This is a genomic window from Pseudoalteromonas luteoviolacea, assembly GCF_000814765.1.
GTDB lineage: Bacteria > Pseudomonadota > Gammaproteobacteria > Enterobacterales > Alteromonadaceae > Pseudoalteromonas > Pseudoalteromonas luteoviolacea_H.
This window is the reverse complement of sequence record NZ_JWIC01000003.1, coordinates 448,095-459,906: the sequence shown is the minus strand read 5'-3', so window position 1 is coordinate 459,906 and position 11,812 is coordinate 448,095. Positions and strand designations below refer to the sequence as shown.

At 39.3% G+C, this 11,812-nt stretch carries 18 protein-coding genes and 1 pseudogene; 3 read left to right on the top strand and 16 right to left on the bottom strand.

All coding sequences use genetic code 11. The features are described 5' to 3' along the window. From JF50_RS03235 to JF50_RS03200, 8 genes are all read right to left on the bottom strand, one after another. Nucleotides 1–569: transposase (locus JF50_RS03235; RefSeq protein WP_419177496.1), on the bottom strand; the 569-nt coding region annotated here is incomplete at its 3' end. Nucleotides 570–613: 44 nt separating this feature from the next. Continuing rightward, nucleotides 614–991: a DUF6559 family protein gene (locus JF50_RS03230; RefSeq protein ID WP_039608041.1), complete on the bottom strand. Its 378-nt coding sequence runs from the start codon at nt 989–991 to the stop codon at nt 614–616. 126 nt (nt 992–1,117) lie between these two features. Continuing rightward, entirely contained in the window at nt 1,118–1,783 is a 666-nt protein-coding gene (locus tag JF50_RS03225) for a phytanoyl-CoA dioxygenase family protein (RefSeq protein WP_039608040.1), read from the bottom strand. Between the two features lie 119 nt (nt 1,784–1,902). After that, a complete protein-coding gene (locus JF50_RS25940) occupies nt 1,903–2,265 on the bottom strand; it encodes a hypothetical protein (RefSeq protein ID WP_052262114.1) in 363 nt (120 codons plus the stop codon). A gap of 103 nt (nt 2,266–2,368) precedes the next feature. Then, nucleotides 2,369–2,572, bottom strand: coding sequence for a hypothetical protein (locus JF50_RS03215; RefSeq protein ID WP_052262113.1), 204 nt, complete (start codon nt 2,570–2,572; stop codon nt 2,369–2,371). A gap of 40 nt (nt 2,573–2,612) precedes the next feature. Continuing rightward, nucleotides 2,613–2,978, bottom strand: a complete 366-nt coding sequence (locus JF50_RS27835; RefSeq protein WP_327077583.1) for a S1 RNA-binding domain-containing protein — start codon at nt 2,976–2,978, stop codon at nt 2,613–2,615. A gap of 451 nt (nt 2,979–3,429) precedes the next feature. Further along, nucleotides 3,430–3,783 (bottom strand): hypothetical protein, encoded by a 354-nt coding sequence (locus JF50_RS03205; protein ID WP_039608037.1) that lies wholly within the window; start codon nt 3,781–3,783, stop codon nt 3,430–3,432. A 118-nt stretch (nt 3,784–3,901) separates the two neighbouring features. Continuing rightward, the gene (locus JF50_RS03200) at nt 3,902–4,264 is read right to left on the bottom strand and encodes a hypothetical protein (RefSeq protein ID WP_039608036.1); all 363 of its coding nucleotides are present in this window, start codon (nt 4,262–4,264) and stop codon (nt 3,902–3,904) included. A 173-nt stretch (nt 4,265–4,437) separates the two neighbouring features. On the opposite strand from JF50_RS03200, the gene JF50_RS26655 reads away from it, so the two are divergent. Then, the gene (locus JF50_RS26655) at nt 4,438–4,746 is read left to right on the top strand and encodes a site-specific integrase (RefSeq protein WP_080760092.1); all 309 of its coding nucleotides are present in this window, start codon (nt 4,438–4,440) and stop codon (nt 4,744–4,746) included. Here JF50_RS26655 and JF50_RS03195 read toward each other — a convergent pair. The 7 genes from JF50_RS03195 to JF50_RS03160 all read right to left on the bottom strand — a co-directional run bounded on the left by JF50_RS03195 (nt 4,644) and on the right by JF50_RS03160 (nt 8,274). Continuing rightward, nucleotides 4,644–5,072 carry a hypothetical protein gene (locus tag JF50_RS03195; RefSeq protein ID WP_200890375.1) on the bottom strand — a complete coding sequence of 143 codons (429 nt, stop codon included), beginning with the start codon at nt 5,070–5,072 and terminating at the stop codon, nt 4,644–4,646. The genes JF50_RS26655 and JF50_RS03195 overlap by 103 nt on opposite strands. Nucleotides 5,073–5,196: 124 nt before the next feature. Then, entirely contained in the window at nt 5,197–5,604 is a 408-nt protein-coding gene (locus JF50_RS03190; RefSeq protein WP_039608035.1) for a hypothetical protein, read from the bottom strand. A 655-nt stretch (nt 5,605–6,259) separates the two neighbouring features. Then, the gene (locus tag JF50_RS03180; RefSeq protein ID WP_039608033.1) at nt 6,260–6,586 is read right to left on the bottom strand and encodes a ribonuclease E inhibitor RraB; all 327 of its coding nucleotides are present in this window, start codon (nt 6,584–6,586) and stop codon (nt 6,260–6,262) included. A 112-nt stretch (nt 6,587–6,698) separates the two neighbouring features. Continuing rightward, entirely contained in the window at nt 6,699–6,920 is a 222-nt protein-coding gene (locus tag JF50_RS03175) for a hypothetical protein (protein WP_039608032.1), read from the bottom strand. Between the two features lie 111 nt (nt 6,921–7,031). Beyond that, on the bottom strand, nt 7,032–7,373 hold the full coding sequence (locus JF50_RS03170; RefSeq protein ID WP_235423391.1) for a hypothetical protein: 342 nt from the start codon (nt 7,371–7,373) through the stop codon (nt 7,032–7,034). 129 nt (nt 7,374–7,502) lie between these two features. Next, nucleotides 7,503–7,784, bottom strand: coding sequence for a hypothetical protein (locus JF50_RS03165; RefSeq protein WP_039608031.1), 282 nt, complete (start codon nt 7,782–7,784; stop codon nt 7,503–7,505). A gap of 124 nt (nt 7,785–7,908) precedes the next feature. Further along, nucleotides 7,909–8,274: a hypothetical protein gene (locus JF50_RS03160; RefSeq protein ID WP_039608030.1), complete on the bottom strand. Its 366-nt coding sequence runs from the start codon at nt 8,272–8,274 to the stop codon at nt 7,909–7,911. Nucleotides 8,275–8,523: 249 nt separating this feature from the next. Between JF50_RS03160 and JF50_RS03155 the strand changes: the two are divergent. Continuing rightward, nucleotides 8,524–9,491 (top strand): annotated as a pseudogene (locus JF50_RS03155) (integron integrase); the annotation flags it as partial. 40 nt (nt 9,492–9,531) lie between these two features. On the opposite strand, the gene JF50_RS03150 reads toward JF50_RS03155, so the two are convergent. Continuing rightward, nucleotides 9,532–10,044 (bottom strand): M23 family metallopeptidase, encoded by a 513-nt coding sequence (locus JF50_RS03150; protein ID WP_039608029.1) that lies wholly within the window; start codon nt 10,042–10,044, stop codon nt 9,532–9,534. Nucleotides 10,045–10,315: 271 nt separating this feature from the next. On the opposite strand from JF50_RS03150, the gene JF50_RS03145 reads away from it, so the two are divergent. Next, entirely contained in the window at nt 10,316–11,803 is a 1,488-nt protein-coding gene (locus tag JF50_RS03145) for a PfaD family polyunsaturated fatty acid/polyketide biosynthesis protein (RefSeq protein WP_080760090.1), read from the top strand. Nucleotides 11,804–11,812 lie beyond the last annotated feature (9 nt).

The window sequence follows — 11,812 nt, the reverse complement described above, 5'->3', positions numbered from 1 at the left end:
CGGATTGGGTTTAAGTCTACATACGCCATACAACTGAGCAGCTCTGTTTCGTCAAGTAAAGCTTGAGACTTGTACCGCCCTTCCCAGTATTTACCCGTGCAGTTATCTTCCTTGTTTGCTTCTTTTGCAATGTATTCATTAAGGTTTTTCATAAACCAACTAATGTCAAATAGCCTAGATCGCCACTTTTCAACTAACTCAGATACAAGCAACAGCTCCGCCTCACTAAGTGCATCACCGTTTAGCTGCCTATCAATAACTGGACTGCCCTTGTATAACTTGTACCACCTACCTATCACCTCATTGTCTGACCAACTAAGTGCTTGCTGTCTATTCACTTTGACCACCAAATGATAGTGATTACTCATAACGGCATAAGCCGCTATATCAATGGCAAATACACGACTGAGCAGCTTTACTCTTTCGACTAACCAAGTTCGTCTATGGTCAAAGTTTTTGCCAGTGTACTTATCGTCTCCGCACAAAAAAGCACGGCGTACACACCGTGCGATTAAGTGATAATAAGACGTCGACGACAAATCTATCAGTGCTTTCCTTGCTCTTGTCATTTCTACTCAACTCAACTTGGACTGGATATTTAAACAGTAGTTAATCAGCTCGATTTAAGCAATAAATTTGTGCCTGTCCCATTTGGTTTCTCACCGCCACCACCACAACCTCCGAATCCACCTCCTGAATCTCCATCATAGCTAGCACCGAAAAACATAGTGGCTACTATACCACCAGTCATAGCCGATGATATTGTGTCATTCATTGAATCGACTGGCTCTGGAAAGTCTTTTTCATCAAATGCCTGATAATCGCAATACATTATATATGCGTAGTGGATATACCTTGGATTTAACCTTAAATCATTGACGGTAACGTCTACTTGCGCTTTTGTATAAGATGCAGCCCCACCATACCGATTAGATAGTTCTGCGCCCAACTTCCGTTTATACTTTCTGATTGCAGATTTCTTGCCGAACATGATGCAACTCCTATGCGCATAACGCCTCGCATAACGGGCTAATAATGCTTGGCTAAAATTTGTGAGGTACGAACGAAGCCAACTGATTTTTGTCCGCACTTTTTTAATTTGCTTTGTTATATTGCCCTACGCCCAAGCTAAATTGCAAGGTAGTTGAAAACTGCTGAACTCTATATGAACTACACGCCTATTGCTGGGATTAACGGATTTGCTTGATGAATGCAAAAGATGTGGCCGCATTACCAATGCATCACCAGCTTTGACCACACACGAGAATGCTGGTTGGTTTTTAGTGATTGAATCAATTTCACTTTGAGTCAAAACACCCAATTGATGACTACTAGGTATAACTTTTAAACACCCATTGTCCTCGTCACAATCATCCAAATGAACCCTGAAGGCAACCATTTTATTTAAAACATCTATAGGTGGTTGAACATGGTGTTTACCATCTTTGATACTCCAAGCTTTCCAGTTTTCAATATCAGCTTTTCTGTTTACACAGATGGTCTTATCTTGATGCCAAGTAACCAGCCAATTATGTTCTGCCGTTTTATCGAAGAAAATTACTCTTACCAAATTAGCTTTCCCCATTAAGAAAGATTCAGCAATTTTTGTCAGTTTTTCAGATGAACATAATTTTTGGATGGATTGGAATTTGTTATTCGCGCCACGAATACCATATTTGGGGTAGGTTTCAGAAAACTCTTTTACCTCTGCTTTAATAGATTGTATTTCATGCTGAGATATAAAACTCTCTAATATCTCAAAGCCGTTTTCTCTAATATCCAAATTTCATAATTCCCTGAAGGCAATATAACGCTTGCCGTAAACGGCACAAAATAGCAGGCTAAAATTTGCGACGAAGGAGCACAAGCCTGCTGTTTTGTGTCCTTGGTTTAACGGCCTTGTTAGGTATACTTTTCCCAAAAGTTATTACTTGCAATTTTTTGAGTGTGGCAAGGATTATTCTTAATGAACTCTATTGTTTCAACTTTGGATTCTGGGAGAACAGGATCTGAATGGTAACCACTACCACAGTACCTGAAACCTGCTTCCCAAAGTAACCTTGCTGAATGCCACTTATTTGTATTCGACTGTTTCGGTGTACGAAAATTTCGACCTAAAAAAGCCATCCTGCGACCACAATTAGGGCAATTATGTACGAGTTCTGAATCAGCTTGCCAAGCAGTACCCGTATTTGACTCTTCAGTTGCACGTCTTTTGAATGCCACTCGACAATCAAAACATGCAAATTTGTGCAGAAATTCCATGTATACCTAACGCCTGCGTAACAGGCTGAAAAAGCTAGGCTAAAATTGGAAGCGCAGCGAACCAAGCCTAGCTTTTTTGGTCCAGTTGACGCATTTGTTATGTTTAAGCTCTCGCTAAATCTAAAGCAACAGCTATTTGTATTTGATGTATTTTGCTTAAGCCGTGTAAATAATCATTAAGTTCAACGCGCTCAATTACTGGCTCTTCTTGCGCATCAAATCTATTGAGCTCAATATTTAGGATATAAGAGCCTGAAATAAGCAGCACAAATATATCTTCGCTTTGCTCAGGAATATGATGCAACACATAGCTATTTTTAACTTCGTGGCCAGCGTTGACGACCTTGTTAGGTATTCATATACACGATTGCGCCAAATAAAATTATTGCTGATGCAAAGAAAATAGCAGTACTTATTGTGCTTTTCTTTTCTTGATAGGACAGCTCAAGTTCATGGACTGTTATTCCATTTGGTACTGTTTTATGAGCCTTAACAGCTGCACCCTTTTGTCCGTCTTCAGGCATTTCAATACTAACAATTAAAAACGAGCCTTCTTTATGTAATTCCTTGTCGTATCCCTCTATATTTTTTAGCGGCAAAAAACCTTGCCTTTCTGCGCCGAAGTCTACAAATGCTGCCTCTAATGTAGGTTCGACTCTAGTTATTATTGCCTTAAAAAAGCTACCTTTTTTGAATAACTCTACAGAATTCAATGTTACTCCCTGAATACCTAACATTTTTATCTACGACAAATGTCGCATAACAACGGCGTAATGTCTGCCGCATAGCAACAGCTTTTCAAATACGCACTTTGATACCCTCAACCATAACAAATAAGTTAAGCAGATGTCACCAAACTAGAAACGGTTAAAGTACGTCACTTGTCGTATAACAGTGATATTTGAAAAGCATCGAGTACTGTATATATAAAAATCAAAATAGAGCTGGTTATGAAGCAGCCCTTTTTATCCATAATACAAACGTATCTTCCTACGCAAAGATATGTCAAAAGTACCATTTCATGGTATCTCTATTGGATAACAGCCTTTATTCGATTTCACAATTTAATGCCCTAAATCAATTGGCCTAATGAATTCGTGCCTGTCCCATTTAGTTGAGGCACGAGCTTAGCCAAGCTTTTTAAGTCCTTCGTTGATTTGTTTGTTAGCTGTTTTTGGGCAAACTTTTACCTAAGCCCAAACCACCAATAAAAGTAATAACGCTGAGGATAATTTTTTCAGCTAATCCATCTTTATCGAAGAACAGTGCAACAAAGGCTATTAATAATATAAAGAAAGCAACACCAAAAAAGTAGTTCAAACCTTTGCCAATTAGTTTTGCCTGTATCTCTGCTCTTTTCGTAGCTTCGGTTGCCGCTATTTCTTGCCCTTTAGCTATAGGGGTAACAACACCCTCAAATAACTTACTTAATGCTTGGATTTCCACAGGTTCACCATTCTCAACGACTGTTGAGTGAGCTGTGGGATCTACAATTTGTACGTCTTTTTTATCAGTCACATGCATTCCTTTGAAAAACAGCTAACGCCGCAAATAAACGGCAAAAATTAGTTGGCTAAAATTTGTGAGGCACGAACAAAGCCAATTGGTTTTTGTCCGCACTTTTTAATTTGCCTTGTTATGTTGCAGGCAACTCCAATATACCTTTGGTACCAATATATAAAACAAATAGAGCAAATATTAGACCTGCCAGCCTTAATATTTTGGGAGCATCTTTTTTAATAGTTAGTTGACTAGCGATACCGAAATCAAAGTTAAAATACCACAAAAAAACTTTATCTAAGCTCCATAATATTAAAAACACATATCCGCTTAGCAACGCATACTGAGCATCGGATAGGTGAAGTACTAGCATTAAAGCCAAACTAACTAAGACGGCAGTAAAGCTTACTTTCTTAAATTTTTCGATCATACCCCTATGCAACATAACATTTTTATCTACGACAAATGTCGCATAACAACAGCGTAATGTCTGCCGCATAACAACAGCTTTTCAAATACGCACTTTAATACCCTCAACCATAACAATAAGTTAGGCAAATGTCACCAAATTAGAAATGGTTAAAATATGTCACTTGTCGTATAACAGTGATATTTGATAAATACTGAGTGCTGTATATATATACATATAAATAATTTAAAATAGAACTGCATATGAAATCACCATTTTTATCAATGATTCAGGAACATATGTATACGCAAAGATATGCCAAAAGTACTATTTCATGTTATCTCTATTGGATAACTGCCTTTATTCGATTTCATAATTTATTGCACCCGAAAACACTTGATGAGGAAGCGGTAGAACAGTTTTTAAGTCACCTAGCCAACCAACAAAACGTAGCTGCAAATACACAAGTTCAGGCGCTCAATGCACTTGTGTATATGTATAAAGAGGTCATCAAACAACCATTGAGTCTATCGCTTAAGTTTAATAATATAAATTGTGCCTGTCCCATTTGACTTGCACTTGCGTTGTAAATAGCATCAATACTCTTAGGTTTGTAAGTATCAAATTTTGCAACCAGCTCAGGGTTGTTTTCTATAAACGAATCCAACTCGTCTTTTTCATCAGAATCCAAAAGAGAAACAAACGCTAAATCACAACATTCAGTTGAAAAGGAGCGCTTATAAGAGTCGTTTACAAAGCGTGAAGAGAAAACAACAGTTCTAGGTTTATAACTTTGACTTGGAATATCGAAGTCATTGAGTTCTAGAATTCGGTGAACTCTCCATATTCCTGAACCATAGCTTCTGACCCAATCTCCGATCTTAATGTTTTCGTCCATACTTTCTTGATGCCTAACACTTACCTAACCGGCGCAAAATAGCAGGCTAAAATTAGCAACGAAGGAGCGCAAGCCTGCTGTTTTGCGTCCTTGGTTTAACGGCCTTGTTAGCTATCGGGCTAACTTAGTCCCACCAAATAAATACTTTATTATTTCTAACGTCAGTACTAGGGTCAAATTCCATGCCTTGAGAATTTGCCTCGTTTTTAAAAATTTTAAACAAGGCGGTTCGTTCCGATTCAGAGTTTGGCAACGTTACAACGATTGCATCAGCGTATGGGCCACCCTCTTTTTCTACTCTTTCCTTTTCATCGTAAATTGAATCTTTAGAAATTACGACTTTGACAGCGCCCAACTCATAAAGCTTCTCTACGAATTTAATAGCATCCTCTGTTCCAGCAAACCTATTTCCTGCTAATGCATACTTGTTTTTATTTTCTTTAAGCCACTCTTTTGCTTCTGGGGCATTTAACTTTAAAAAGTAAAAAGTTACACCCAGTAAAGCTAGAATAATTGCCACAATTTTTATCATATGCTTCCTAGATAGCTAACGCCTCGCTTAACTGGCGCAAAATAGCAGGCTAAAATTAGCGACGAAGGAGCGCAAGCCTGCTGTTTTGCGTCCTTTGGTTAAAGCGTTTGTTATACACCTGCCACACGGTTAGCTCTTAACAATTCTGAGCGTAATTCGATTTGGCGATTGACTTCAAAAAATGAAGAGTGCTGACCATTGAGAATGGGCCGAGCATAGGTAACCAATAAAGCTGCTAGCACTTGTATTTGTTGTAATTGACTGATATTAGGTTTTACTTTAACTCTGATTCGACTACAACTATAAATTACATCCATTAAATCAAAGTTTTCGAACTGACCATTATTAGAACCGATTGCAACTCTGGAGTTAAGACCCCAGTTAATTCCTTCAACACGAATTCTTGTTGTTGAGTTTTCGTAGTTTATCTCGAACTCTTTTGAGTAAACCTCATTGAATTGATAAACACTATTTAAAAATCGAAATTGCGTTCTTACTTCATTTAAAAATTCGTTCTCGATGGTAAATCACCTTAGGGTGTATAACGCCCCGATAAGCCGAGGCAAATGTGGAAGTTGCTTTGTGGTAAAGTGAGCGAAGCGAACCACAAAGCAACTGGAATGTTTGGCTTCGGCTTGATCGGTTTGTTAGGCATTTATTCCTGTAATACGCCCCAACCATCCATATAGCCTGTAACTAAAGCAACTCTACTAGCTAGAAGTTTCTCTAGCTTAGAGACTGAGTCATAAGTCACAAGCATCTTTTTAGAAATTTCCAACTCCATTCCCCCTTCGTCATAAGGGCGAGTTTCAATATTTTCATATATACACTCGTCAGCAACGAACATTCGTGCAATTTTATCAGCTTCTTCCTCTGTCGAAAAAACAGCATAAAAATCTACAACATGCTCTTTCGAGAAATCAAAATTACTTGCTTCCATTCTGCGAAATACATCGCCAATATCATCGTCTGGATATTCCATTGATTCCTCATAGTGCCTAACGCCGCAAATAAACGGCAAAAATTAGTTGACTAGAATTTGTGAGGCACGAACAAAGCCAACTCTTTTTTGTCCGACCTTTTAATTTGCTTTGTTATATGTACAGTAACTCTAAATCTGCATCATCAGGTTCAAAAAGCTCAAGCCAAATAGTTATGCCGTTTTCATCGCTACATTCTATGTCAAAAGCCTCACCATAAACTTCGACAATTGTTCCAACATCGCCTACCTTTGGAAGCCGAGAGCCAATGCTCTTTTCGGAATGAGTAAAATCTTTTTTTAGAGATTTAATTTTTACTACGGAGTATTGTCTCATTCAATTCTCAAGTACATATAACGCCTCGCATAACGGGCTAATAAAGCTTGGCTAAAATTGGTGAGGCACGAACCAAGCCAAGCTTTATTAGTCCATGCGTTAATGCGTTTGTTAGCTGTACTTTACTAGGATTTCTTTACTAAAGCGGTAAAAACAGATTGCAGACAATAAAATAAACGCTGAAGGTATAAGTAAAACAAACACCTCGAGAATACCAAATGAATCTGAGTTTTCAGCTATTGCTGCCGCCACAAAAGAAGACAAAATAGTTGCAAAAATAGATAGTTTTACACCTTTGGCATTCTTACTTTTAGTGATTTTGGCTAGTTTAATAAATGCAAGCAAAACCACAATAACGGCTACTAAGTAAATTACGGCGTCAAGAGCCATTACTGTGAACTCATAAAGAGACATCCCGTACATATTCATAATTATTTCTGCAAATGTGTCCACTACTCGGTTTTCCTTGTACAGCTAACGCCGCAAATAAACGGCAAAAATTAGTTGGCTAAAATTTGTGAGGCACAAACAAAGCCAACTGATTTTTGTCCGCGCTTTTTAATTTGCCTTGTTATATGCCAGTTACACCGCTTGTCTTACAGTTAGTGATTTAGCACCATTCCAGACTAGCTCTATACCTTTTTTGAAGTCATTAATTTGGCAATGTTCATTGCCATAGTTAGTAAGATAATTGATTACGTCAGCACTTTTAGTCCAAGTCGTTGCCACTAACTGTTTTTGAGTTCCTGAGTACTTAATGACCGCTAAGTGTCCAGCTGATCGGCGGTAAAATCCTGTCGGAATAGTTACTGCTTCTTTACTACAATGCTCTTCAATTATTTGCTGATACTTCGACTTTGGCACCTAAATCTCCATGGCATATAACGCCCGCATATGCGGAACAAAATGCTTGGCTATAATTGGTGAGGTACGAACCAAGCCAAGCTTTTTGGTTCCGCTCATAATGCACTTGTTATGTACCGATTTTCTATGAATTTTCAAAGAAAACGCGCAAACAAAAGCATTTAATACCATTTTGAAACATATACATAGAACCATCCATTCCTTTTTGTCTATTACCAAAGATAAATGGGAAAAGAGATACTTTGATTTTTGTCACTTTCTTCTCATTTTCAAAATCACAAATCAGTAAACCAGAACTTTGGGTTATTGAGTTGGAAGAAGAGAAATAAGTCTGTTTCACAATGGAACCGTCATTCTCAGTCCATTCTCTAATTAACGTACCTGAAAAATCGGAGTTAAATTGCAGCTTAACGGTTTCGTCAGTACCATCAGCGCTTCCTAGCCAACTACCGATTACGCCATCTTTTTTAAATGTGAAGTCAGATATCACGTCTACACTCCCTCAGGTACATAACATTTTTATCTACGACAAATGTCGCATAACAACAGCGTAATGTCTGCCGCATAACAACAGCTTTTCAAATACGCACTTTAATACCCTCAACCATAACAATAAGTTAGGCAAATGTCACCAAATTAGAAATGGTTAAAATATGTCACTTGTCGTATAACAGTGATATTTGATAAATACTGAGCGCTGTATATTTATACATATAAATAATTTAAAATAGAACTGCATATGAAATCACCATTTTTATCAATGATTCAGGAACATATGTATACGCAAAGATATGCCAAAAGTACTATTTCATGTTATCTCTATTGGATAACTGCCTTTATTCGATTTCATAATTTATTGCACCCAAAAACACTTGATGAGGAGGCGGTAGAACAGTTTTTAAGTCACCTAGCCAACCAACAAAACGTGGAAACGTGGCTGCAAATACACAAGCTCAGGCGCTCAATGCACTAGTGTATATGTATAAAGAGATCATCAAACAACCATTGAGCCTATCGCTTAAGTTTAATAAAAGCCACCGCCAACAAAAGCTACCCATTGTATTGACTGAACGGGAAATCGCAGCACTGCTAACACACTGCCCTCATCAACATTTACTGGCAGTATTTTTGCTTTATGGCAGTGGTTTAAGGCTAATGGAAGTGCTGAGGTTACGAGTACAAGATATTGATTTTGATTACCATTGTATTCGCATATGGCAGAGTAAAGGAGAAAAAAACCGAGTGGTTACACTTGCCGCTCACCTAATAGAGCCACTTCATCAACAAATAAAAGTCGTCAGTGCGTATTTACAAAGAGATATTCAAAACAAGCAATATGCTGGAGTCTGGTTGCCACACAAACTCAAAGATAAATATAAAAGCGCAAACAAACAACTTGGTTGGCATTATTTACTACCCTCTCACAAATTGAATATCGACCCTGAAACACAACAACTTCGCCGTCACCATTTGGACCCACGGCAAATTCAAAGAGCGCTAAAAACGTCAGCAACAAGGGGAAAGATCACAAAACCTGTCACTCCACACACACTTAAGCATTCATTTGCCACTCACCTACTTCAAAATGGTGCAGATATCCGAACTGTGCAAGCTCAACTTGGACATACAGATGTTAGAACAACACAAATTTATACTCATGTTATCCAACAAGGCGCGCAAGGAGTAACAAGCCCATTGAGTAAAATTGCCACGGATCAAATAACACCCTTTAGCAAAGTAAACTCCCTCACTCCACCAAAACCTTACTTGGATCTAAATAAAATATCTTTTTCCAGCCTTGGGTTTCACTTGTTACAAGCCAAGGTAGTGGGATAAGTGACAAAATAGAATAATGTACGTGAGCAGGTTTGCCTTTGGCGTTGCCTGTATCGCCCAAAGTACCAATGGGTTGACCTGAACTTAGCCGCTGACCAGCATGAGTTGTAACACTCTCTAGATGCGCATAATAATGAAGCCGCCATTTGGGGCCGAGCACAATCACCACTTTGCCGCCTTTATTGAACTGCCCTGAAAATAAAACAAACCCGTCGGATGCCGACAACACATCAGTACCTTTTTTCCCAAAAATATCTATACCTTTGTGCACGCCCGAACTCCCCCACGGTTCATACCAAAAAGTCTCTTGATGCCAATCATGAACACTTGCACCACGTACCGGTATGTGTAACTTCTCGGGTAGTAACAAACCGATTAAAATGACGAAAGTCACAACAAAGAGTAAATACTTTAGATACCTCACACTGCAATCCTTAAAATTTTTGCCAACCAATCCACATCAAAAACAGAATAATTTAGTTGCATAAAATGCACGAAAAAACATAACTTAGTGACCAACCAGCCTTTAAAAGTAGATTAAATACTAAAACTCCTTAAAAAGTGCTGAATAACGCGCTGATTAAAATACAAACTAATAAACTAGTATTATAAAAATAAAATTTATTCCTCCATTTTGCTTTCATAATTATGTACCACCATGCGTTATAACTAAGATGATCCCGCTTGGAAATGGTATGCAGCACGCTATAGATCATGAAAACGTCCAGTTAACTGGTGTCGTTTGTGAACAAAAACATAACAACAAAAACCAACAAAGTACTAAAGTCACAAACAACTTCGACTTAGCCAAGATTTCACCAAACAACCTTGGCTGTGCCAATTTTCGCAAGGACTATGGTCTCAAATATGCTTATTTAGCAGGCGGCATGTATCGTGGTATCGCTTCTAAAGAGTTGATCATCGCACTTGCAAACGCAGGTGTGATGGGCTTTTTAGGCACAGGTGGTAGACAACTAAAAGACATAGAGCAAGACATAGTTCATATTCAAAGCAAACTCACACATGGCCAAGCATATGGAATGAATCTAGTGGCAAATTTAAACTCGCCAGATACCGAGCTTGCAACCGTAGAGCTCTACCTTAAACATGGGGTTAAGTGTATTGAAGCCGCCGCATTTATTCGCATTACACCCGCTCTGGTACTGTATCGCTTACAGGGTTTATACCAAGATGAACAAGGCAATGTGCGCTCCCACAATAAACTGATCGCCAAACTCTCTCGCCCAGAAGTCGCCAATGGCTTTTTAAGCCCAGCACCTCAGCAAATCGTCCAACAACTGCTTAATGAGCATAAAATCACAGCCGAACAAGCACAATTAAGTCAGTCCATTTTTATGTGTGATGATATCTGCGTTGAGGCTGACTCAGGCGGCCATACAGACAGAGGCCAGCCCGCGGTTTTACTGCCCGCAATCCAAAGCTTACGGGACCAAAAAGTCGCTGAATTGGGCTTTATGCACGCGCCGCGAATTGGGCTTGGTGGCGGTATTGGCACGCCAAGTGCGGCCGCAGCCGCTTTCATGATGGGCGCAGACTTTATTCTCACGGGTTCTATCAACCAATGTACCGTCGAAGCCGGTACATCCGATACCGTTAAACACATGCTGCAACACATCAATGTGCAAGACACTGAATATGCGCCCGCTGGCGATATGTTTGAATCCGGTGCCAAGGTGCAGGTACTGAAAAAAGGCAGCTTTTTTGCAGCGCGTGCCAACAAATTGTTTCAGCTTTATCAGCAATATGACTCGCTCGACGCCCTACCGCAAAGAACACAAGCGCAGTTACAAGACAAGTACTTCAACATGAGCTTTGAAGATATCTGGCAACAAACCAAAGACTACTTGCTTGCATCTAAGCGCCCACACGATGTCGAGCGCGCCGAAAAAGACGGTAAATATAAAATGGCCCGCGTGTTTCGTTGGTACTTTGCCCACAGCATGAAGCTGGCCTTTAGCGGCGATGAGCAAATGCGGGTGAACTTTCAAGTGCACACTGGCCCTGCCCTTGGTGCATTTAATCAATGGGTCAAAGGCACAGAGCTCGAACCATGGCAGAACCGTCACGTTGACAAAATTGCCGACACACTGATGCAAGACACCGCTGAATTGATGAATGCCAAAGTGCAACAACTGCTGGCAGCTAACCTCGCTTACAAATAAAAAACGGAG

Bases quoted from the DNA above. Each gene is read 5' to 3' on its own strand.
- JF50_RS03195 (WP_200890375.1), bottom strand. From the start codon at position 5,072: ATGGACGAAAACATTAAGATCGGAGATTGGGTCAGAAGCTATGGTTCA.
- JF50_RS25940 (WP_052262114.1), bottom strand. From the start codon at position 2,265: ATGGAATTTCTGCACAAATTTGCATGTTTTGATTGTCGAGTGGCATTC.
- JF50_RS03180 (WP_039608033.1), bottom strand. From the start codon at position 6,586: ATGGAATATCCAGACGATGATATTGGCGATGTATTTCGCAGAATGGAA.
- JF50_RS03145 (WP_080760090.1), top strand. From the start codon at position 10,316: ATGCAGCACGCTATAGATCATGAAAACGTCCAGTTAACTGGTGTCGTT.
- JF50_RS03230 (WP_039608041.1), bottom strand. From the start codon at position 991: ATGTTCGGCAAGAAATCTGCAATCAGAAAGTATAAACGGAAGTTGGGC.
- JF50_RS03190 (WP_039608035.1), bottom strand. From the start codon at position 5,604: ATGATAAAAATTGTGGCAATTATTCTAGCTTTACTGGGTGTAACTTTT.
- JF50_RS26655 (WP_080760092.1), top strand. From the start codon at position 4,438: ATGAAATCACCATTTTTATCAATGATTCAGGAACATATGTATACGCAA.
- JF50_RS03175 (WP_039608032.1), bottom strand. From the start codon at position 6,920: ATGAGACAATACTCCGTAGTAAAAATTAAATCTCTAAAAAAAGATTTT.
- JF50_RS03200 (WP_039608036.1), bottom strand. From the start codon at position 4,264: ATGCGGCAGACATTACGCTGTTGTTATGCGACATTTGTCGTAGATAAA.